This is a genomic window from Bacillus sp. N13C7 (assembly GCF_026790065.1).
Taxonomy (GTDB): Bacteria; Bacillota; Bacilli; order Bacillales; family Bacillaceae; genus Bacillus.
Genome location: NZ_JALAMO010000002.1, coordinates 58,070 through 80,222, shown reverse-complemented (window position 1 = coordinate 80,222; position 22,153 = coordinate 58,070). Strand labels below are relative to the sequence as shown.

Here is a 22,153-nt window from a genome sequence, read left to right as displayed (position 1 = left end):
TGTTACACGCGTAACAATAATGATTATATCCCCTAACAAATTTTTCTTCAACACATTTTTCCAAACAGCATAAAAAAGACGCCTCTTCAATTGGCGTCTTTTTGTTCAGCATCGGAAATCACACCGACAATCTTTTTTTCTCTAACCGGGCCAAAGTGCCGGCTGTCGAAGCTGTATATGCGATTATCTCCAACGACAAAATATTGTCCTTTCGGCACCTTGCTTGATCCTGTCACATCTTTCAAAGAAAAATCACCCGTTACATGGCTTCCCGCTGAAACAGACTTCAAATGCTTCAAAAATGGTTCAGCAACCTGTTTTCCGTTCACATATAGCTGATCATCTTTATATTTGATCGATTCACCGGGCAATCCGATTACCCGCTTAATCAGCACTTTTTGATCAGGGCCTTTAAAAAGGACAATATCAAAACGATGGATGGTTTTAAATCGATGCGAAAATTTATTGACCAGCAGTTCGTTCCCTTCCTGAAAGGTCGGGTTCATACTGACGCCTTCCACTTTGTAATCGATAAAGACGGCATTTTTAACCTGAATGGCGAGAACGACGGACACTACACCGGCAAGAAACCAAAACCGTTTTTTCATGTTACTGTCTCCCTCCATCATGCTCACGCTGGCTGGCCCTCACATGCAGGTACCGCTCCACCTTTTTGCCGACATACCATAAGACAGTGATCACCAATACGGCGATGACCGTTCGAATCGGCTGTGTAATCAGCGCGTGCAGATCATATCCGATGAAGCTGATCATAAAAATCATGACAAGCTTTCCCGAGGCTGCCGCCAAAATAAACGGCCGCGTTCCGATCCTTGACAAACCGGCAACAACATTCACCGCGGCTGACGGTGTAAACGGAAAACAAAGCAGAAGAAACATAGGACCGAAGCCGTGTCTTTCCACCCATAACATCAGTTTTCTGACCGACGGATGACTGCGGATAAAACCAAGCAATCTTCTCTGTCCATATTGACGGACAATCAAAAAAACAAGAATTGATCCAGCAGTTGACCCTGCCCAAGACAGGATGAATCCTTCCCACAGGCCAAACGAGTTTGTATTCGCCACCACAAACACGATCAGCGGCAAAAACGGGAGAAATGCTTCAATCAAAGGCAGCAGCACAGCAATGAGCGGACCGAAAGCCCTATAGCTTTGAAAGAATTCAGTTAAATGTTCTTGTGTCAAATAGGATAAAAAATGCTCCAACATTTATACTCCTTACCGTGTTTGTCTATCCTTATTCTACACATTATCAGCAAAAAACTAAAAAGTTTTGGTGATTTTTTCTGTCTTGAAACATTTCACCAGCCGATATAGAATACAAATAGAACAAACGTTCCCGCCAGAAAGAAGGAGTCAGCATGCCGAATCAGAAAGAGGAAATATACGATTTAATTGAAAGGGCTCTCTTTTTGCCCATGGCAATTACAATTTTCAATCGTGATCTCGCCGGAATTGAGCAAAGCACTTTAAAATTGAAGCATCCTTATAAACAGCTTATCAGCGAATCATTAAAAATAGCACAAAAGGATTTGATTGAGGTCAGAAAAGAACTGAGGGAAAGGAAAATTTCAATCCACGAGGCGGAACGCGATGAGGCCTTTACGCTTTATGTATTTGTAATTGATGGTTATGAAGAAAAGCACCGCTATTTTAATCCGCGAATCCGAGAGCAGGTCAGCGAGTTATTAACGCTCTATTTATTTGCCCCTGAAAGACCCTGAGTCTTTTGCATTATTCTGCGCACTCCCGAGACTGACCGCTCCCTCTTCGGGAGCTTTCAATAATAAATATCAGATAATTCACACTATACAAACAAAATAAATTTATTTATAATTCGAACCACAGCCTTTTACCTCAAAAAATGACATCTGCCGCCATATCTGCGCGCACACCTCAACCTTAACCTAGAAGGAGGATTCTATGAAACTGATTCACGTTCTCGCTGCTTTGCCCTTTATCGGAATTTTGCTCGGCATCCCTTTTGCAAATAAAGTGACTCCCTATGTGTTCGGCATGCCGTTTATTCTTGCTTATATCGTCATGTGGGCCCTTCTGACCTCCGCGCTGATGGCGATTGTGTATGTGCTCGACAAAGAAAATAAAAAGGAGGAAGCAGAATGAACGCAGCTCTCATGATCATTTTCGGCGTCCTGCTCTTAAGCATTTTTCTCGGTATTCGCGCCCAAAAAGGAAAAGACATGAATCTTGAACAGTGGACGGTTGGAGGCCGCGGCTTCGGAACCGTGTTCGTCTTCCTATTGATGGCAGGCGAAATTTATACCACCTTTACGTTTCTCGGCGGCAGCGGCTGGGCCTATGGGAAAGGCGGTCCGGCCTTTTACATCATCGCCTACGGATGCCTGGCCTACATCCTTTCTTATTGGCTTCTTCCGGCAGTTTGGACGTACGCGAAACAGCATAAGCTGATGTCACAGTCTGATTTTTTCACCAAAAAATACGACAGCCCTCTGCTAGGCGTTCTCGTTTCACTGGTAGGCATTGCCGCTCTCATTCCGTATCTCGTGCTGCAGCTGAAAGGCCTCGGGCTGATTGTATCGGAAACATCGTACGGCAGAATCTCTCCGGCCGCCGCCATCTGGATCGGCGCCGTTTCCATCACGGTTTACGTTATGGTATCCGGCATTCATGGGTCTGCTTGGATATCGGTTGTGAAAGACATCATGATTTTGGTTGTCGTCCTGTTTTTAGGTGTGTATTTGCCGATTCATTACTACGGCGGATTTCAAGACATGTTTCAGCAGATTGAAACGGCAAAGCCGGGTTTTCTTACGCTTCCTGATACAGGACAAAGTGCCGCGTGGTTCAGTTCAACTGTGCTCTTGACAGCGCTTGGGTTTTACATGTGGCCGCATACGTTTTCCGCATCTTATTCAGCCGAAAGCCCAAAAGTCTTTCGCAAAAACGCCATCTTCATGCCTTTATACCAGCTGGTCCTGCTCTTCGTCCTTTTCGTCGGCTTTGCGGCTATCCTGCAAGTTCCCGGTTTGAAAGGCGCGGACGGAGATCTATCTCTTTTGCGACTGTCACTGCAAACATTTGACCCTTGGTTTGTCGGGATCATCGGTGCTGCCGGACTGCTAACGGCGCTTGTTCCGGGGTCTATGATCTTAATGTCCGCCTCCACGCTGTTTGCAAAAAATGTGTACAAGGTGTTCGCGCCCCGCACGACAGAACAGCATATATCGGTGCTGGCTAAGTATTTAGTTCCGGTGATCGCGTTAATCTCGGTATACTTTACATTCAAAGGCGGGAATACCATTGTAACGCTGCTATTGATGGGCTACAGCCTTGTCACACAGCTATTCCCCGCCCTTTTGTTCAGCCTGTTCAAGCATAATGTGGTGACGAAGCAGGGAGCCTTCGCGGGCATTATTGCAGGTGTCGGGGCAGTTACTTATATTACAATGACGGAAACAACGATCGGCACTTTATTTCCCGCGCTGCCGCAAGCCGCAAAAGACTTGAATGTCGGCATCGCCGCCCTGCTTTTGAACATCTCGGTCATGATGGCAGTCAGCCTTATGACAAGGAAAGCGAAAAGCGCTGCGGCCGATCAGGCGGCATAAGCATAAAAAAAGCAATCTGGACACCAGATTGCTCTTTTTCTTATTTACCGTTCACAGGCGATAAGGTCTTTATCGCGGTCTTTCTTTTTATTGGCATCATAAAGATCCTTAGAGACGTAAGGCTTGTACTTTGTTTTTCCGCCTTTGTTTTTCACCTTCGAAGTGCGGGCCACCCCGCCTTTGTATACTTTGTTTAACTCCTTGCAGTTCTTATACACCTTCACCTTTGTTTTGGCTTCCGCCACATGGTCAGCTCCGTATGAAAAACCGAAAACGAGACCGAGTGACAGCAAAACCGCCGCCGCTTTTTTCATGACGATTCACTCCCCCAACACCCAAAATTTAGTTGATTTATAGCTCGAATTTATCATAATTCATATAGTCTTATTTGACAAGATAAATATGGAAGAAGGGTTTGTTTTTTCTTTTTTTCTTTGATCCACCAGTGTTCAAACTGCCAAAACATGTTTTTCTCCTTATGCTCAGGGGTACACATACGAGTGTACACCAAACAGAAAAGGAGCGTTGATGATGTCTGATTCAAATCTTACGAATCCTATAAAAACATTTTTTCATGATGAATTTCCCGAACAATATCAAGAGCCGCCAGGCCTGCAAAAGAACATGAAGCCTGTCCCTGATTGCGGAGAAAAAAGCTACAAAGGATCTGGCAAGCTAACAGGCCGAAAAGCGCTTGTCACCGGCGGCGATTCCGGCATCGGCCGTGCTGCCGCGATTGCTTACGCCAGGGAAGGTGCCGATGTGGCCATTAATTACTTGCCAGAGGAACAGCCAGATGCTGATGAGGTAAAAGAACTGATTGAAGCAGAAGGCCGAAAAGCAGTGCTGATCCCCGGAGACTTGAGCGATGAATCCTTTTGCCAGGAACTAGTCAAACAGGCGCATCAGGAGCTCGGAGGGCTTGATGTACTGGCGCTCGTTGCAGGCAAACAGCAAGCGGTCGAAAACATCGAAAATCTGCCTACTGAACAAATCTATAAAACATTTGAAGTGAACGTCTTTTCCCTTTACTGGGTTGTAAAAGCGGCACTTCCGTATTTGCCGGAGGGCGCATCGATTATTACTACTACCTCAGTTGAAGGCTACAATCCAAGCCCAATGCTGTTAGATTACGCAGCAACGAAAAACGCCATTATCGGCTTTACCATCGGACTGGGAAAACAGCTGGCTTCTAAAGGCATCAGAGTGAATTCAGTTGCGCCTGGGCCAATTTGGACGCCCCTGCAAGTTTCCGGCGGACAGCCGGCGGAAAACATCCCGAAATTCGGCCAAGGCACGCCCCCGACCCCATTAAACCGTGCTGGGCAGCCAGTGGAATTGGCTGATGTTTATGTATTCTTAGCTTCAGAGAATTCGAGCTATGTAACATCACAGGTATATGGCATCACCGGAGGAATTCCGACAGCCTAAAGCAGGAGAAGGAGCTGCCCTGTTCGGCCAGCTCCTTTCTATTTTCTAATACCGCTCCCCGAGCTCACGCAAAATAAAATCATAAATCATCTTTGTCCGCTCTTCCTTCGGATACAGCATAAATTCCTGCCGCTTCGGCACGCGGTGTTCAATTCTGTCTTGGAATTTGGTTCTGAGCCATGCTGTCCTGTAAACCTGGTTCTCGAACGAATTATAGGAGATCGGCAGCTCCATCGTTTTGCCGTTCGAAAACGTCACTTCCGTATCGTCGAATTCAGTCGGTTTGAATTCTTTCACATGAACATGGGAAATCCAGCCGCATTGGGGTCTTGTCGAAGAAAGTGTAGGGAATAAAAAGATTTGATTCGAAGGGTCCACCATGATCGGCGGTTTGTGTGAAATTTTTGTCACTTCATACGTTCCAGCTTTTCTTCCCGCATAGCTTGATCCGAAAAAACGGCAGCTTCTGTCGACAATTTGCAGCGGCTTCATGCTGACGTAAAACACGCAGTCTTTTTCAATAATTTTAGAACAGATTTTACCGTCCATTTCCTCTGGCAGCACAGCAATTGTTTCACTGTTTACTTCATACGATTCTAAGGGAGTGTCAGTTTTCTGACTCATATTATGGCCTCCATCCTTTTTCTGCAAAATTTATACTAATAATCTATCATCTGTTTTTATAAAACGACAGGTTTTTTTAACAAATAAGCTAAAATCATCTTTTAATGATATTTAATGGTACTAATTAACTAGTAATAAACCAATTTTACTTTTATAAGAACAGCTGGTTTTCGGCATTTTGCAGGATATGTCGATAGATTGCCAAGTATTAGTTGTCTAAAAATTATAAAAATTTATTGATTTTTTCGACCGTTATCCATATACTATAAAAAAGGCATTGGGGGGATTCTTTATGAAAGAGAAAAAATCGTACACTGAGCTCATGAAGTCCCGCAACACGCAAAAAACAAAAGAATTCGATGTCACAATGACGGATATCTACATTCAAATGGTGCTCGATGAATCCTTGTATAAGCGTCGGCTTTCCATGCTGACGGACCAAATTAACAAAGCCTTGGACGAAAAAGATAAAGATGCGTTTCTTACGCTCTCTAAAGAATATGCTGCGCTCAAGAAGAGCGAATAAGCCAATCCATAAGGATTGGCTTTTTATTACCCGTTTACGATCGTTCCTCCATTGACGTGAATCGTCTGTCCTGTGACATATGTGGAATCGTCGCTTGCAAGGTATAAATAGCTTGGCGCCACTTCCACCGGCTGCCCCGGGCGTTCCATCGGCACATCTGATCCGAACACTTCCACATCCTTTGCGGCAAAGCTGGCCGGGATAAGCGGTGTCCAGATGGGCCCCGGCGCTACTGCATTAACCCGTATGCCCTGCTGAACGAGCGACTGGGAAAGTGACCTTGTAAACGTAACAATTGCACCTTTTGTCGCTGAATAATCAATCAGCGTTTTATTGCCTTTATAAGCGGTTATTGAGGCAGTATTAATGATAGAGCTGCCCTTTTTCAAATGAGGGAGCACCGCCTTTGTTAAGTAAAACATGGAGAAAATGTTCGTTTGGAAGGTTCTGACCAGCTGGTGGCTTGTGATTTTTTCAATACCTGGCTGGACATGCTGCTCTGCCGCATTGTTGACCAATATATCAATGGACGGAAACGCTTGGCTTGCCTGCCTGACCACATCATTGCAAAACGCTTCATCCCCGACATCTCCGGCAATCAGCAGGCATTTAACTCCTTCCTTTTCTACATACTGCTTTGTTTCCTCGGCGTCCTGGTGTTCATTCAAATACACAATGACCACATTAGCCCCTTCTTTTGCGAATAATACCGAAACAGCGCGTCCGATTCCGCTGTCTCCCCCGGTAATAATAGCGGTTTTGCCCTCTAATTTTTTCGCTTTCTTCGGCTTATCAAAAACCGGACGGGGATCCATGAGATATTCTAAACCCGGCTGCTGGTTCTGTTGCTGAGGCGGCAATGTTTTCTTTTTTTGATTCGCCAATGAAATCACTCCTTTTCAACCCTATTATGTTATGAACATTGCCTGCTTCCTATGTATGAAAAGATAGAATATGGAAAAATTAAGAATAAATCTGATGGGAGGTATAACGGCTTGGCTAATCAACATTTTGCAAAGGAATCACCTGAAACGTACTGGAAAACATCAACTGACCTGCCTTCTTTTCCGGCGCTTCAAGAGGACACTGAATGTGACGTCACCATTATCGGAGGCGGGATTACGGGGATCACAACGGCATATGAACTTACGAAAAGAGGCTTCCGTGTCGTATTGATTGAAGCAAACCAGGTGCTCAACGGCACCACTGCCCATACGACCGCTAAAATTACTGCCCAGCATGACATGATATACGATGAGTTTATCCGCAATTTCGGGCTGAACCACGCAAGGCTTTATTATGAAGCGAATCAAAACGCAATTGATTACATAAAAGGCATTGTAGATGAACATCAAATTGATTGCGAATGGATCGAACAAGATGCTTATCTTTACACAGCAAAAGAAAACGCTGTACAAAAAATCCGCACGGAGCATGAGGCATACACAAAGCTTGGAATTGAAAGAGATCTTATCAAGGATCTTCCGATTCCCGTAGGTTCTAAGCTGGCGCTTGTCATGAAGAATCAAGCCCAATTTCATCCGCTGCAATACTTAAAAGCGCTTCTGGAGCAGATTGTTCAAAAAGGCGGACGGATTTATGAAGAGACCGTCGCGCTTGATATCAAAAAAGGAGAAAGGCCTGAAGTGGTAACCAAAAGCCGGCACGCCATCAAGAGCCGCTTTATCATATGCTGTTCCCACTTCCCTTTTTATGACGGAGGCGGATTATATGCTGCGAGAATGTATTCTGACAGATCGTACGTTCTCGCCATCAAGCCGAAGAGCGAATATCCCGAGGGCATGTATTTGAGTATCGACCAGCCGTCAATAGCGCTCCGCTATACCATTGTCAACGGTGAAAAGCTGATTCTCTTCAGCGGAGTAAGCCATAAAACAGGACAGGGAAAAGACATGTCGACACATTATGAAACACTGAGACAGCTGGCCGAAAGCACCATCGGCATCGAAAGCATTCCATATTATTGGTCCACCCAGGATCTCGTGACAATCGATAAAATCCCGTTTATCGGGCCGATGTCGGAAAATGAGGACAATATTCTTGTAGCAACCGGGTTCAAAAAATGGGGCATGACGACATCAGCTGTCGCAGCCACTCTATTGTCAGACCTAGTAGAGAAAAAAGACAATCCATACGAAAGCATATTTACACCGTCCCGTTTCCATCTGAACCCCGGAGTGCAGAAAGTGATTTCCTACAATGCCGATGTCGCCAAGCATTTTATTAAAGGAAAGCTTGAAAAGCCTGACGTCCAGTTTGAAGACATTGCGCCTGGTGAAGGGAAAGCCGTCACCGTGAACGGCAAACGCGCGGGAGCTTTTCGGGATGAACAAGGCTGCCTCCACCTCGTTGATACAACGTGCACCCATTTAGGCTGCGAGGTCGAGTGGAACGACGGTGAGCATACATGGGATTGTCCGTGCCACGGATCACGCTTTAAGCCATCTGGCGAAGTTGTAGAGGGCCCGGCCATCAAACCATTAAAACAAATAGATCTCGATTAAACCGTTCATTTTAATGAACGGTTTTTCAAATATTTTTCTACTGCAGCTTCATTCATGTTTCTCTTGGCCGATAAAAAAGAAAAAGGCTTAAAAAGCCAAAAAGTAAAAATTATATTTTTCCCAAGGGGGATCATTGTATTGTTATTTAAAAAAGATAGAAAACAAAAAACAGCTTATTTTTCTGAATCAAACGGACAGCAAAAAAACCGCATTCACCTCACAAACAAACATGCAGATGTCAAAAAACAGCTCAAAATGGTCAGGTTAGGAGATGCCGAGCTTTACGTGTTAGAGCAGCTTCAGCCTTTAATTCAAGAAAACATCGTATACATCGTCGATGCGTTTTATAAAAACCTTGACCATGAAAGCTCATTGATGGATATCATTAATGATCACAGCTCAGTTGACCGCTTAAAACAAACGTTAAAACAGCATATTCAAGAAATGTTTGCAGGCATTATTGACGATGAATTTATTGAAAAACGCAACCGAATCGCCTCCATTCATTTGAGAATAGGCCTTCTGCCAAAATGGTATATGGGTGCTTTTCAAGAACTGCTATTGTCAATGATTGATATTTACGAATCATCCATTACAGACCACCAAGAATTGCTGAAAGCCATCAAAGCGACAACTAAAATCTTGAACTTAGAACAACAGCTTGTCCTTGAAGCGTTTCAAAATGAGTACAATCAGACTCGTGATGAACAAGAAGAAAAGAAAAACCTTCTACATCAGAAAATTCAAGAAACGTCTGGGTCGATTGCCAATCTGTTTTCAGAAACGAGCAGATCCGTTCAAGAGCTTGTGGACAAATCTGAAGGCATTTCCCAAGCATCCAAAGCCGGCACAGTGACATCCAGCACTGTTGAAGAAAAGTCAATCGGCGGGAAAAAAGAGCTTGAAATCCAACAAAAACAGATGAACCAAATTGACACAAGCCTTGTCCAAATCGAAAAGGAAATGGTCAAGCTGGATGAAATTGCACAGCAAATTGAAAAAATATTCGGCATCGTTACAGGTATTGCAGAGCAAACAAACCTTCTCTCGCTTAATGCTTCGATTGAATCTGCGCGTGCCGGCGAACACGGAAAAGGCTTCGCTGTAGTAGCAAATGAAGTGCGGAAGCTTTCTGAGGACACGAAAAAAACTGTCTCTACTGTGTCAGAGCTTGTGAACAATACGAATACACAAATTAATATCGTATCCAAGCATATCAAAGACGTAAATGGGCTGGTCAGCGAGAGCAAAGAAAAAATGACGCAAATTAACCGCTTATTCGATGAAATCGTCCACAGCATGAAAATCAGCAAAGAGCAATCAGGCAAAATCGACGTCGATTTGCAGGCCTTTCTTGGAGGGCTTCAGGAAGTCAGCCGCGCCGTTTCTCACGTGGCCGCATCTGTTGATTCGCTAGTCATCCTGACAGAAGAATAAGCATCAAAAAACCGGTCTGCCAAATGGCCGGTTTTTTCGTGCTTTTTATGTTAACTATAAATAAAAATAAGTTGACATAGTATTTGCCTGCCTTTATTGTATAACCATATTTTATTACGGTTTGGAGGATTTCACATGCTGAGATTAATAGACATGATGCATATTGCCATTTTCACCGCACTGATGGCAGTGCTGGGTTTTATGCCCCCTCTCTTCTTATCCTTTACACCCGTTCCGATTACATTGCAAACGCTTGGTGTCATGCTGGCAGGCAGCATCCTCAAGCCAAAGTCTGCTTTCTTAAGCCAGCTTGTCTTTTTGCTGCTTGTTGCCTTCGGAGCGCCGCTTCTGCCCGGCGGCCGAGGCGGGTTCGGCGTTTTTTTCGGACCGAGCGCGGGTTTTTTAATCGCTTATCCCTTCGCCTCATGGCTGATCAGTTTAGCCGCTGCCAGGCTGCGAAAGGTGACTGTATTGCGTCTCTTTTTTACTCATATCGTATTTGGCATCATCTTTATTTATCTGCTCGGTATACCCGTACAAGCTTTTATCATGCATATTGATTTGTCACAGGCCGCCTTCATGAGCCTTGCATATGTGCCCGGTGATTTGATAAAAGCTGCCGTATCTGCGTTTCTGGCTATAAAAATCACCCAAGCCTTGTCTCTTTCTGATACGATGTTTACGAAAGGAGGCTGACACTACATGACAATTACTCATACCTATTCATCTACCGCCGAAACATCGCCCGGACGTGTAGCGATCCACACCGAATCACAGCAAATCACGTACCGGGATTGGGCTCGTCTTGTCTCTCAAACCGCAAATTGGCTGCGATCACAGCCGAGCATGCCGAAACGTGTAGCGATCCTGCTTCCAAACAGCGTGGCGTTTTTACAGCTGTTTGCCGGAGCTGCGGCGGCTGGGTGTACGGCCATTCCTATCGACACTCGCTGGAGCGCGGCTGAATGTAAGGAGAGGCTGTCTGTAAGCAATGCGGATATAGTGGTTACTACAGCCTTTTTCAAACACAAACTAATGGATAGCGAGACACCAGTTGTGTTGCTGGATAACTGTATGGCAAATATCGCTGAGGAATCTACTGCTCCCTTGCCTATCGTTGACCCAGAGCATCCCTTTTACATGGGTTTTACGTCTGGCTCCACAGGAAAACCGAAGGCCTTCACGCGGTCTCACCGCTCATGGATAGAGAGCTTTACATGTACAGAATCAGATTTTTCAATTTCATCAAATGACACGGTATTGATCCCTGGAACGTTAATGTCTTCTCACTTCTTATATGGGGCAATCAGTACTTTGTTTCTCGGAGGAACCGTTTGTTTGCTGAAAAAGTTTTCCCCTTCTCAGACGAAGGAATGGCTGAACCGTGAACCCGTTAGTGTTCTCTATACCGTACCGACGATGACAGACGCCCTCACCCGGATTGAGGGCTTTCCCAGCAATCCCGTTAAAGTCATTTCATCGGGTGCAGACTGGCCGGCAGAATCTAAGAAGAAGCTGGCCGCTACATGGCCTCATCTCAAGCTGTACGATTTTTACGGTACATCAGAGCTAAGCTTTGTGACATACTCCTCACCGGAAGACAGCCAACGAAAGCCGCATTCAGCAGGGCGCCCTTTTCACAACGTCCAGATTGAAATCCGCAACGCTGCCGGAGAACGCTGTCAGCCCGGGGAAATCGGAAAAATATTTGTCAAAAGCCCAATGCGTTTTTCCGGCTATGTCAACGGCAGCACACCAGATGAATGGTTGACAGTGGATGATATGGGCTTTGTCGATGAGGATGGCTTTTTATACATATCGGGGAGAGAAAACGGAATGATCGTATATGGGGGATTGAATATTTTCCCGGAAGAGATTGAGCGTGTGCTTCTCTCCTGTCCAGAGGTTGAAAACGCGGCTGTCATTGGAATCCCTGACGAGTACTGGGGAGAAATTGCCGTGGCTGTCATTCATGGAAACACTGATGCCAGAAAGCTGAAAGCCTGGTGCAAACAGAAGCTGGCATCCTATAAAATTCCGAAAAAATGGGTGTTTACAGAGTGCCTGCCGGAAACGAGCAGCGGAAAAATCGCCCGTTCCAGGCTGAGGAAATGGCTTGAGGAAGGTGCCGTATAACTTGAATGCGGTTATTGTTGGTGCAAAACGAACGATTTTCGGAAAACAAAACGGACTGCTAAAGCAGTTTCTTCCTGAGGATTTAGCCGCTCCTGTCATCAGCTGTCTCAGCCAAAACCTAGAGGATCAAATCGATGAAGTGATTCTCGGAAACGCGACCGGTCGAGGCGGCAACCTTGCCAGGCTGTCAGCACTGCAAGCCGGACTGCCTTTATCGGTTCCTGGGATGACGATTGACAGACAATGCGGCTCCGGCCTTGAAGCCGTGCGCTATGCCTGCAGTCTGATTCAAGCTGGAGCCGGTACGATGTATATCGCGGGCGGCTCAGAAAGCAGCAGCCGATCGCCTTTTCCAGAACGGGCCCGCTTTTCTCCAGATGTGATCGGCAATCCAGACATGGGGATAGCAGCAGAATATACAGCAGCACGTTATGCCATCAGCAGAAAACTTCAGGATGAATATGCACTTCTCAGCCATCAACGCAGCAGAAGGGCGCATGATGCAGGATATTACCATGAAGAAATTGTTTCTTTAGGAGAACTAAAAACGGACGAAGCCTTTGTGAAGAAGCGGCGGATAGAAGCAATTGTTTCCCGTGCAAAGCCCGTTTTCGACACCCGCTCCGGAACAGTTACAGCAGCCAACACCAGCGGCATATCAGACGGAGCAGCCGCTCTCCTTGTAATGGAAGAAGAAAAAGCGGCCGCCCTAGGGCTTAAGCCTGTGCTCCGGTTTATCGGCAGCGCTGTCAGCGGGATTCATCCAAACTATCCGCCCGCAGCACCGGTTGATGCAATCCGTAATCTCTTAACCGCACACGAAGTAACACCTGATGATATCGATTTATATGAAATCAATGAAGCCTTTGCCGTCAAAATTTGTGTTTGCTCGCAAGAACTCGGCATCCCCTTTTCAAAAATCAATGTGCGCGGCGGCGCATTAGCTCTCGGCCATCCGTACGGCGCATCGGGTGCAGCTCTGGTAACCAGGTTGTTTTATGAAGCGCAAAGGCGGAAAGACTGTCAATATGCCGTTGCAGCCATCGGAAGCGGCGGCGGAGTCGGACTGGCTTTATTATTTGAAATTCTGGCGTAGGACTTTTTCATAGGATGCGTGCTTTTGATTTAGTATAATGGCGATAAGATCAAAGTCAGGAAGGGGATTTTATGACAGCCGTTTGCTTAGTAAGACATGGAGAAACCGATTGGAACCTGCAGCAAAAATGCCAAGGCAAAACCGATATCCCGCTGAACGCGACAGGTGAACGCCAAGCAAGAGAAACCGGAGAATATGTAAAGGATTTTTCTTGGGATGTCATTGTGACAAGTCCGCTGAAAAGAGCGAAAAGAACCGCGGAAATCATAAATGAATATCTGCACCTTCCGATTGTCGAAATGGATGACTTTAAAGAACGCGATTACGGCGATGCGGAGGGCATGCTGCTGGAAGAACGGACAAAGCGCTATCCGGATAAAAACTATCCGAATATGGAAACGTTGGAAGAACTCACTGATAGGCTGATGGGCGGTTTAGTAAAAGTAAATCATGCATACCCAAACCAGAAGGTGCTGATCGTCGCGCATGGCGCAGCGATTCATGCACTGCTGACGGAAATTTCCGGCGGTGACCCTGAGCTTCAAAACACACGCCTTGTCAACGCCTGCCTCAGCAATATTGAATTTGCTGAAGAGAAATGGCGTATTAAAGACTATAATATCAACAGCCATTTATCCGGTTTTATCAAATAAGAAAAGACAGGCATTCGCCTGTCTTTTCTTTTATTTCTTCTCGGTTGGCATCTCTTGCTGAAGCTCATCCAAAATAGCATTCGCCCCGTCCACACTGCGGCGGAGAGACCATACCGCACGGTCTACGTGGTACACTTGTCTGTTTTTCACTGCCTTCAGCTTTTTCCAAAGCACATTCTTTTCGATCGGGCGTTTGCCGTCCGCATCGAGGTCATCTGTTTTTCCAGTCATCAGGATAATGACATCCGGATCTGTTTTCAGCAGCTGCTCAAGTGTCATTTTCATGTTCACTGAGTCGCCGCCATTGCTTGATTCGCTGTTGCCTGACGTGCTGATCGCATATCGATAGCCGACCTGTGTTAAAAGTCTTGATGTAAAGAAATTTTCATCTCTTGCCATAATCGTATCGTTTGTATTTCCAATCAAAAGCACAGATTTGCTGTTAGCACTGATTTTTCGCTTTGTCTCGTTAAGCTTTTCTTCATGTGCCGTCAGTTTCTTCTCCATTTCATTTTCCTTGCCGACTGCTTTTGCAATCGTAAGTGAAGCATCAATTGTATCTTGGTAATCAGCGTTTAAATTATCAAGCGCAATCGTCGGCGCGATTTTTTTCAGCTGATCGTATACCTTTTTATGCCGGGTCGTGTCGGCAATAATGAAATCAGGTTTTAATGAAGCGATTTTTTCCATGCTTGGCTGTGAGCGGGTGCCGACCGATGTATAGCCGTCAATTTTCTTCAGCACGTCTTTGTTAATTAGCTGCTTCGCTTTATTGTCATCGGCAACTCCGACAGGTGTAATGCCGAGATCAAGCAGCGTGTCGATAAAACCAAGCTCAAGAACAACAACCCGCTTCGGATTCGCAGACACGTTTGTCTTTCCTAAATCATGTGTTACCGTCACTTTATGTTCTTTGCTGTTTTGGTTGCCGCTTGAAGACGAGCAGGCAGCCGTTAAGACAGAAAGAAGTAAAACTGTAAGAATAATCAGTGTTTTTTTCATGCGTTCCAGTCTCTCCTGTATGTAGTTTCTGCGATTTAGATGTCCAAGAGATAGTATAACACGGAATGAGAATCATTATCACTAATTATTTTTTCATAAGAAGAGAAAGTTCAGTTTACAGGAAAAACTTGTTTCTCACTGTAACAAAGTGAGGGGGGGAAAATCCTAGAGGAACGATTAAAAACAGCTTTCAAGAGAATCGAAGCCTTGGATGAACTCCTGGCCGATGACCTTATTTTTGTTAACGATATCAATTCATATTTAGAGAATGAAACATGACAAGCATTGATGTTTTAGATCAGTGCACCAGAAACTTAGTTACGCAGGCGTTACAGTAACGAGGCATATCTGACAGGCTCATTTGGAACATCATTTAAAGGGGCATTCGCGTATGTTTCGGGCACAGCAGTTCGCAGCTTAATACCTTGTACATATTCCTGAACATACAAAAGCTTGCAGAAAAGCTTGGCTTTCTCTGCAAGCTGACCTATTAAAGCTTCACAATGATTCTTCCTTGAATGCGATTTTGCAAAATATCGTTTAATGCAGCCGGGACTTCTTCCAATGATACTTCCTTGTCCACGATTGACAGCAGCTGATCAGGCTTGAGATCAGAAGACATGCGCTCCCAAACAGCGGCTCTGACATCCATCGGGCAATACACTGAGTCGATTCCGAGCAGGCTGACCCCGCGGAGAATAAACGGATACACCGTTGCAGGAACCTCTCCCCCGCCCGTTAATCCGCTCACCGCGACAGATCCGCCATATTGGACTTTGCTTAAAAGCGACGCAAGCTGTTTTCCGCCAACAGGATCAACCGCTCCCTGCCATTGCTGCTTGGACAGCGCTTTAAGCGTTCCGTCATAGACATCTTCCCTGCTGATCACTTCGCTAGCACCAAGCTGCTTCAAATAGTCAGCGGCATCCCGATTTCCGGTGCTTGCCACCACATCGTAGCCCCGCTTGTTCAGCATCGATATGGCAATACCGCCGACTCCGCCGGTTGCTCCTGTGACGAGCACGCTCCCTTTTTCGGGAGACAGCCCGTTCTGCTCAAGCCGATGCACCGATAACGCCGCAGTAAACCCCGCCGTTCCGTACACCATCGCTTCTTTTAAAGTAAGATTCGCTGGCAAAGGCACCAGCCAGTCACCAGGCACTGAAGCATATTCACTTAATCCGCCATTGCGAGAGACACCAAGCTCATAGCTGGTCGCAATCACTTCATCCCCCTCGGCAAAACGCGGATCATTGGAAGAGACGACCGTACCCGCAGCATCAATGCCTAAAATTAGCGGATACTCTCTGACGATATTTCCGCCTGCTTTTCCGGCCAGGCCATCTTTATAATTGATGCCGGAATAAGCAATTTTAATCAGAACACCGTCTTTCGGCAAATCCTCTGTTGACATGGTTTTTACATTGACTGAAACCTCATCGGCATTTTTTTCTGCCAGCAATGCTTGAAATAACGTTGACATTCGGCACACTCCTTTTCATTTATATCGTAACCGAAGAACGTTCAAAAAACCAAATCATCAAGCTTCCATTTTCATTTCGCCGGCACATTGAGACGATAATGGACAAATGCTGTTTCCTCTTCATAGCCGTTTTGCTCATATAGGCTTCTTGCCGTCCGATTATGGTGTTCCGTCTGAAGCGATAAACATTTTGCCCCGTTTTCCGCAGCATAATCCTTCGCGGCAGACAGCAGCTGCCCGCCGGCTCCCTTTGTTCGCGCATGAGGAGCGACGAATAAGTCATTTAATATATAGATTCTTTTCATGGACACAGAAGAAAACGTTGGATAGAGCTGGGTAAAGCCTATGAATTCTTCATTTTCTTCAGCGATCAAAATAATAGACTCGTGATTTTCCAAACGCGCTTTTATAAAAGCCTCCGCCCCTTTCAGATCGGGCGCCTGCTTATAAAATTCCCGATACGGTTAAACAGAGGTGCGATGTCTGCCGCATCTGATAACTTTGCTTGTCGAATATTCATATTATTTCTTCCTCCCTCTCTATAATCGTTTTATTTTATCTTTAGTAGAATTTTCTGTAAAGTTTGTTTTTCAGAATACTTTTATCAGCATGCATTAAAAAAATATCACAATAATATCCAATAACCGACCCGCAACATACACAGGTCATTAGAAGGAATTTTTTCGACAGGAATTTGCCGGGACACAGGAGCATTTAACCTAAAAAAGGATGACATTTCAGCATAATGAACATTTACTCATGTCTATTTTCGTTCTTTTCTGTATGAAAATCGTTATTTCGAGTCTCTACGGAAATAACGAGAGATGATATACCTAAATAGAGTTAAAATCATCGCGAAAAAATAGGTCTACTAAAATATTAATCCATCTATTACAATAAATTTACAGAATAGTCCCTCTAATGGGTCTAATCTGAATCTTTTTAAAAGGAGAGGGTAAAGAGTGAGAAGCAAAAAATTGTGGATCAGTTTGTTGTTTGCGTTAACGTTAATCTTTACGATGGCGTTCAGCAACATGTCTGCGCAGGCTGCCGGAAAAAGCAGTACAGAAAAGAAGTATATTGTTGGATTTAAACAGACAATGAGTGCCATGAGTTCCGCTAAGAAAAAGGATGTTATTTCTGAGAAAGGCGGAAAAGTTCAAAAGCAGTTCAAATATGTTAACGCAGCCGCAGCAACATTGGATGAAAAAGCTGTAAAAGAATTAAAGCAAGATCCGAGTGTTGCATATGTGGAAGAAGATCATATTGCACATGAATATGCGCAATCTGTTCCTTACGGCATTTCTCAAATTAAAGCGCCGGCTCTTCACTCTCAAGGCTACACAGGCTCTAACGTAAAAGTAGCTGTTATCGACAGCGGAATTGACTCTTCTCATCCTGACTTAAACGTTAAAGGCGGAGCAAGCTTCGTACCTTCTGAAACAAACCCATACCAGGACGGCAGCTCTCACGGCACGCATGTAGCCGGTACAATTGCCGCTCTTAATAACACAATCGGTGTACTGGGCGTAGCGCCAAACGCATCGTTATATGCAGTAAAAGTTCTTGATTCATCAGGAAGCGGCCAATACAGCTGGATTATTAACGGCATTGAGTGGGCCATTTCCAACAATATGGATGTCATCAACATGAGCCTTGGCGGACCTACTGGTTCTACAGCGCTGAAAACAGTCGTTGACAAAGCCGTTTCCAGCGGCATCGTTGTTGCCGCCGCTGCCGGAAACGAAGGTTCGTCCGGAAGCACAAGCACAGTCGGCTACCCTGCAAAATATCCTTCTACCATTGCGGTAGGTGCGGTAAACAGCAGCAACCAAAGAGCTTCATTCTCAAGCGCAGGTTCTGAGCTTGATGTGATGGCTCCTGGCGTATCCATCCAAAGCACACTTCCTGGAGGCACTTACGGTGCTTACAACGGAACGTCCATGGCGACTCCTCACGTTGCCGGAGCAGCAGCGTTAATTCTTTCTAAGCACCCGACTTGGACAAACGCGCAAGTCCGTGATCGTTTAGAAAGCACTGCAACATACCTTGGAAACTCTTTCTACTATGGAAAAGGGTTAATCAACGTACAAGCAGCTGCACAATAATATTAAAAAGAAGCAGGTTCCTCCATACCTGCTTCTTTTTTATTTGTCGGCATCCTGATGTTCCGACGCATTCTCTTCTTTTTCCGCGTGTTGTATCCGTTCCATAATCGAAGGGTGGCTGCCTCTGAAAATTTTTACAAGCACGGGAGGATCAACCTGGCTCAGTCCCGTCACAGCCAAATCCTGAAACGTCTTCACAGCGGCTTCTCTGTTCTCCGTCAGCTCGATCCCATACCGGTCAGCCTGATTCTCCTGATACCGCGAAACCGCATTAGAAAAAGGCGTGACCGCAAAGCTCAAAACGGACACCAAAAGCAATAGCAGCGGCAGTGCTGCAAGGTCATGCCGTCCCTCTAAATGAAACATATTGCGGGTAAAGCGGACCGTCCGCTTGTAAAGCTTATCAATGAAATAAAATCCAGCGAGCGACACGAGCAAATAGCCGGCCAGTCCGATATAGACGTGCTTCATGACATAATGGCCCATTTCGTGGCCCATAATAAAGAGAATTTCTGAATCGTCAAGTTTGTTCAGTGTCGTATCCCACAACACAATCCGTTTGTTCGCCCCAATTCCTGTGACATAGGCATTCAGCGCATTTGTTTTTTCAGACATGTTCACTTCATATACATGATTCGCCGGTATATCGGCTTCTTCTGCCAGCTCTAAAATTTTGCTTTCAAGCTCTTTGTTTTTCAGCGGATAAAAATCATTGTATAAAGGGTCGATAATGACCGGCTGAATGAAAAACAAAAACAGCGAAAACGGCACAGTTAACAGCCACGCGTATAACCACCATTTTTTTTCATGCCTTTTGATCAGCCAATAAAACACGAGAACGCAAAGCGTAAAGATTGGAAAGCTGATCCAAAAGTCTATGACCTGATCCTTGGCCCAGCTGGCTGCAGTCTGTGTGGAAATATTGAATTCAAGCGATACTTGATAGCCTATCCAATCTAAAGGCAGCGTCACCAACGTTGTGATAAGCGAAAGCACAAACACAAAACCAATGATTTGCAAAAAACGAAAAGGGACGGCCGCTTCCATCCATTTCTTGATTCTCTTAGAAACGCCGCTGATCAGCAATACAAAAAACAAAAACCAATCAAGAGGAATTCCGATAAAAAATAAAAAGTTCTTTACATTCGAATATTGCTCGGCCACTGCCAATTCAGACGGCTTCATGAAAGAAGCCGGATCAGCCTGCGTTCCTTTTACGGCCTCCGGTACGGCGGAATCACCGGACAGGAAAAAATACCAATAAAAAAACAGCCCGTACAGCACGTAAGCAAGCCCTGCCGCCGCAATCCACTTGCGCATAACGCCTCACTCCTCACATCTACCCGTTACTTCTATTGTAATCATAAATTCAAATTCTTAGAACCAAGCTGTGCATTCGCACTTTTCCGTCCTTTTAAGCATGGAAAGCCCGATCGCTGGGAAAACTAACAATGTTTGGAGTGATGAAAATGAAAAAAATCGTGGCAGCCATCGTGGTTATCGGTCTTGTGTTTCTTGCATTTTTCTACCTTTACAGCCGGTCAGGCGATGTGTATCAATCAGTAGATGCGGATATGATCACACTGTCTTCAAACGGCCAGGAGGATATCGAAATTAAAAAAAGGCAGCATGTTAAGGATATGCTGGACATTATGAATCAGGGGAAACAGATGAAGCCAGAAAAAACATCACCCCCTGATTACGAAGGGACAATCAAGTTTCATAAAGACCGTTTTGACTCATTCAGGCTATGGATTGACGGCAGCCAGCAAGCCGTTTATTTGAAGGACGGCACATACTACAAATTAAGTAAAAGCGATACAAAGGCGCTGCTAAACATTATGAAAAAAGAAGCAAAGGATTGAAAATGAAAAAGCGAAGCTCCGCCGCTTCGCTTTTTCATTTTATTGTGGCAAAATATCTCTGAGCGCCCGTCTGAGCATTTTCCCCGTCGCATTTTTCGGAATATCGTCAAGAAACGTAATGGCGGCTGGCCGTTTGTATTTTGCCAGATGTTTTTCACAGTGCTGCATGATATCCGCTTCTGTAACCCCAGAGCGCTTTGGTACAATATATCCCTTTACCGCTTCCCCGCTTTGTGGGTCAGGCACGCCGATAACGACCGCCTCCTTGACATCCGGGTGGCTGTACAGCACTTCTTCCACCTCACGCGGATATACGTTGTATCCCCCTACAATGATCATGTCTTTTTTCCGGTCAACAATGTAAAAATAGCCGTCCTCATCCCGTCTAGCCAAGTCCCCCGTATAAAGCCACCCATCTTTTAACGCATGCTCTGTTTCCATCGGCATATTATAATAGCCCTTCATCACATTGGGGCCTTTCACAATCAATTCACCGACCTGATGAGCGGGCAGCTCGCGTCCGAGCGCATCTACGACCTTGTTTTCGACGTGTAAGATACTTGTCCCGATGGAGCCCGGCTTTCTTCCCCTGTCAAACGGGTTAAAGCACGTGACGGGCGATGCTTCTGAGAGCCCGTAGCCCTCCAAAATGGTAACGCCGAATTTTTCTTCAAACGCCGTCAGCAGTGCGACTGGCATGGCCGCTCCTCCCGAAATGCACAGCCGGATGGAAGAAAAATCATCTTTCTTGCCGTTTTCATGCTGAAACAAGTAATTATACATTGTAGGCACACCCGCAAAAATGGTCGCCTTCCGCTGCTTAACAAGCGTAAAAACAGATGCCGGACTGAACTGAGGTTCAATCAAAACGGTTGCACCGCTCATCAGCGGAGCATTCATGCAAACGGTTAAACAAAATACGTGAAACATGGGAAGAGCGCAAACCACATTGTCCTTCTCATCCATTCCCAAATAGCCGGCGACATCGTTGGCATTGCTGTACAAATTCTGATGGGTCAGCATTGCGCCTTTCGGTTTTCCGGTTGTTCCTGACGTATATAAAATAACCGCGGTATCATCAGGGACAATCTCTGGGTTTTGTTGAGCGGAAGATGTCGGGCGCATGATTTTTGCAAACGTTGTCATTTTCATTCTGACCTCTGGGTCTGAAGCTTCCGGCTCAGCCTCTCCCGTCTGGCATAAAATGACGAGCTTAACCTTCGGCAGCGACTCATGCATGCTTTCATAAAGCGGCAAAAGCTGATCAACGCCCACGATTGCTTTTACATCACCATTTGTCAGCATATAACCGATTTCTGTCGGCGTGTACATCGGATTGATGGGCACGGCTACGATTCCAGCCTTTAACGCACCAAAAAATGCGATGATAAAATCCGGCGAATTGCCAAGCAGCAAAGCTAGATGGTCCCCTTTCTCCATACCGGCTTCCTGAAGGCCGTCCGCAAATCGCTGAATGCTTTCATTCAGCTCCTGATACGTCATAGTATGATCCCTAAACCTGCATGCGATGCTGTCGGGCTTCTCAGATGCTGTTTCTTCCAATTTTGAAACAAGATTCATTCTCCCACCCCTTAAAGTGAATGAATAGTCATTCATTATTGAAGCCAAGCTTTCTCCTCCATTATAGAGAAA

At 45.4% G+C, this 22,153-nt stretch carries 22 protein-coding genes and 2 pseudogenes; 14 read left to right on the top strand and 10 right to left on the bottom strand.

The features are described from left to right. Positions 1–86 precede the first annotated feature (86 nt). Together lepB and MOB98_RS02710 are read right to left on the bottom strand one after the other, a co-directional pair. Positions 87–608, bottom strand: a complete 522-nt coding sequence (gene lepB / locus MOB98_RS02715; protein WP_268357902.1) for a signal peptidase I — start codon at positions 606–608, stop codon at positions 87–89. Position 609: 1 nt separating this feature from the next. Continuing rightward, positions 610–1,233 (bottom strand): TVP38/TMEM64 family protein, encoded by a 624-nt coding sequence (locus tag MOB98_RS02710; RefSeq protein WP_268357901.1) that lies wholly within the window; start codon positions 1,231–1,233, stop codon positions 610–612. 152 nt (positions 1,234–1,385) lie between these two features. On the opposite strand from MOB98_RS02710, the gene MOB98_RS02705 reads away from it, so the two are divergent. From MOB98_RS02705 to MOB98_RS02695, 3 genes are all read left to right on the top strand, one after another. After that, positions 1,386–1,748: a hypothetical protein gene (locus MOB98_RS02705; RefSeq protein WP_268357899.1), complete on the top strand. Its 363-nt coding sequence runs from the start codon at positions 1,386–1,388 to the stop codon at positions 1,746–1,748. A gap of 199 nt (positions 1,749–1,947) precedes the next feature. Next, complete coding sequence (locus MOB98_RS02700) at positions 1,948–2,148, top strand: DUF3311 domain-containing protein (RefSeq protein ID WP_003224377.1); 201 nt, start codon at positions 1,948–1,950, stop codon at positions 2,146–2,148. Continuing rightward, positions 2,145–3,614: a sodium:solute symporter family protein gene (locus MOB98_RS02695; RefSeq protein WP_268357897.1), complete on the top strand. Its 1,470-nt coding sequence runs from the start codon at positions 2,145–2,147 to the stop codon at positions 3,612–3,614. The genes MOB98_RS02700 and MOB98_RS02695 overlap by 4 nt, the downstream gene beginning before the upstream one ends. A 44-nt stretch (positions 3,615–3,658) precedes the next feature. Here the strand turns inward: MOB98_RS02695 and MOB98_RS02690 are convergent, their stop codons facing one another. After that, positions 3,659–3,928 (bottom strand): excalibur calcium-binding domain-containing protein, encoded by a 270-nt coding sequence (locus tag MOB98_RS02690; RefSeq protein WP_014663444.1) that lies wholly within the window; start codon positions 3,926–3,928, stop codon positions 3,659–3,661. A gap of 217 nt (positions 3,929–4,145) precedes the next feature. Between MOB98_RS02690 and MOB98_RS02685 the strand changes: the two genes are divergently transcribed. Then, positions 4,146–5,045 (top strand): SDR family oxidoreductase, encoded by a 900-nt coding sequence (locus MOB98_RS02685; RefSeq protein ID WP_268357895.1) that lies wholly within the window; start codon positions 4,146–4,148, stop codon positions 5,043–5,045. 45 nt (positions 5,046–5,090) lie between these two features. On the opposite strand, the gene comK is transcribed toward MOB98_RS02685, so the two are convergent. After that, the gene (gene comK / locus MOB98_RS02680; RefSeq protein WP_268367232.1) at positions 5,091–5,669 is read right to left on the bottom strand and encodes a competence transcription factor ComK; all 579 of its coding nucleotides are present in this window, start codon (positions 5,667–5,669) and stop codon (positions 5,091–5,093) included. A gap of 292 nt (positions 5,670–5,961) precedes the next feature. Between comK and MOB98_RS02675 the strand changes: the two genes are divergently transcribed. After that, the gene (locus MOB98_RS02675) at positions 5,962–6,195 is read left to right on the top strand and encodes an IDEAL domain-containing protein (protein WP_268357892.1); all 234 of its coding nucleotides are present in this window, start codon (positions 5,962–5,964) and stop codon (positions 6,193–6,195) included. A gap of 26 nt (positions 6,196–6,221) precedes the next feature. On the opposite strand, the gene MOB98_RS02670 is transcribed toward MOB98_RS02675, so the two are convergent. Then, positions 6,222–7,079 (bottom strand): SDR family oxidoreductase, encoded by an 858-nt coding sequence (locus MOB98_RS02670; protein WP_268357890.1) that lies wholly within the window; start codon positions 7,077–7,079, stop codon positions 6,222–6,224. A gap of 111 nt (positions 7,080–7,190) precedes the next feature. On the opposite strand from MOB98_RS02670, the gene MOB98_RS02665 reads away from it, so the two are divergent. From MOB98_RS02665 to phoE, 7 genes and pseudogenes are all read left to right on the top strand, one after another. Continuing rightward, a complete protein-coding gene (locus tag MOB98_RS02665; RefSeq protein WP_268357888.1) occupies positions 7,191–8,720 on the top strand; it encodes an FAD-dependent oxidoreductase in 1,530 nt (509 codons plus the stop codon). A gap of 54 nt (positions 8,721–8,774) precedes the next feature. Further along, positions 8,775–9,401 (top strand): annotated as a pseudogene (locus MOB98_RS20865) (protoglobin domain-containing protein); the annotation flags it as partial. Between the two features lie 240 nt (positions 9,402–9,641). Beyond that, positions 9,642–10,157: a methyl-accepting chemotaxis protein gene (locus tag MOB98_RS20860; RefSeq protein ID WP_419900987.1), complete on the top strand. Its 516-nt coding sequence runs from the start codon at positions 9,642–9,644 to the stop codon at positions 10,155–10,157. Positions 10,158–10,292: 135 nt separating this feature from the next. Next, on the top strand, positions 10,293–10,853 hold the full coding sequence (locus tag MOB98_RS02655) for a biotin transporter BioY (protein ID WP_268357885.1): 561 nt from the start codon (positions 10,293–10,295) through the stop codon (positions 10,851–10,853). A gap of 6 nt (positions 10,854–10,859) precedes the next feature. Continuing rightward, positions 10,860–12,293: an acyl-CoA synthetase gene (locus MOB98_RS02650; RefSeq protein WP_268357883.1), complete on the top strand. Its 1,434-nt coding sequence runs from the start codon at positions 10,860–10,862 to the stop codon at positions 12,291–12,293. A 1-nt stretch (position 12,294) separates the two neighbouring features. After that, on the top strand, positions 12,295–13,389 hold the full coding sequence (locus tag MOB98_RS02645) for an acetyl-CoA C-acyltransferase (RefSeq protein WP_268357882.1): 1,095 nt from the start codon (positions 12,295–12,297) through the stop codon (positions 13,387–13,389). 71 nt (positions 13,390–13,460) lie between these two features. Beyond that, positions 13,461–14,042, top strand: a complete 582-nt coding sequence (gene phoE, locus MOB98_RS02640; RefSeq protein WP_268357880.1) for a phosphatase PhoE — start codon at positions 13,461–13,463, stop codon at positions 14,040–14,042. Between the two features lie 30 nt (positions 14,043–14,072). On the opposite strand, the gene MOB98_RS02635 is transcribed toward phoE, so the two are convergent. The 3 genes and pseudogenes from MOB98_RS02635 to MOB98_RS02625 all read right to left on the bottom strand — a co-directional run bounded on the left by MOB98_RS02635 (position 14,073) and on the right by MOB98_RS02625 (position 17,047). Continuing rightward, positions 14,073–15,044 carry an ABC transporter substrate-binding protein gene (locus tag MOB98_RS02635; protein WP_268357878.1) on the bottom strand — a complete coding sequence of 324 codons (972 nt, stop codon included), beginning with the start codon at positions 15,042–15,044 and terminating at the stop codon, positions 14,073–14,075. A 490-nt stretch (positions 15,045–15,534) separates the two neighbouring features. Further along, a complete protein-coding gene (locus MOB98_RS02630) occupies positions 15,535–16,527 on the bottom strand; it encodes an NADPH:quinone oxidoreductase family protein (RefSeq protein ID WP_268357877.1) in 993 nt (330 codons plus the stop codon). Between the two features lie 71 nt (positions 16,528–16,598). Further along, a pseudogene (locus MOB98_RS02625) lies at positions 16,599–17,047 on the bottom strand (N-acetyltransferase family protein). A 442-nt stretch (positions 17,048–17,489) separates the two neighbouring features. On the opposite strand from MOB98_RS02625, the gene aprE reads away from it, so the two are divergent. Then, complete coding sequence (aprE, locus tag MOB98_RS02620; protein WP_268357876.1) at positions 17,490–18,635, top strand: subtilisin AprE; 1,146 nt, start codon at positions 17,490–17,492, stop codon at positions 18,633–18,635. Between the two features lie 39 nt (positions 18,636–18,674). On the opposite strand, the gene MOB98_RS02615 is transcribed toward aprE, so the two are convergent. Next, positions 18,675–19,955 carry a M48 family metallopeptidase gene (locus tag MOB98_RS02615; RefSeq protein ID WP_268357875.1) on the bottom strand — a complete coding sequence of 427 codons (1,281 nt, stop codon included), beginning with the start codon at positions 19,953–19,955 and terminating at the stop codon, positions 18,675–18,677. A 149-nt stretch (positions 19,956–20,104) separates the two neighbouring features. Here MOB98_RS02615 and MOB98_RS02610 point away from each other — a divergent pair, with 149 nt between their 5' ends. After that, the gene (locus MOB98_RS02610; RefSeq protein WP_268357874.1) at positions 20,105–20,500 is read left to right on the top strand and encodes a hypothetical protein; all 396 of its coding nucleotides are present in this window, start codon (positions 20,105–20,107) and stop codon (positions 20,498–20,500) included. 39 nt (positions 20,501–20,539) lie between these two features. Here MOB98_RS02610 and lcfB read toward each other — a convergent pair whose 3' ends face one another. After that, positions 20,540–22,081, bottom strand: a complete 1,542-nt coding sequence (lcfB, locus tag MOB98_RS02605; protein WP_268357873.1) for a long-chain-fatty-acid--CoA ligase LcfB — start codon at positions 22,079–22,081, stop codon at positions 20,540–20,542. Positions 22,082–22,153 lie beyond the last annotated feature (72 nt).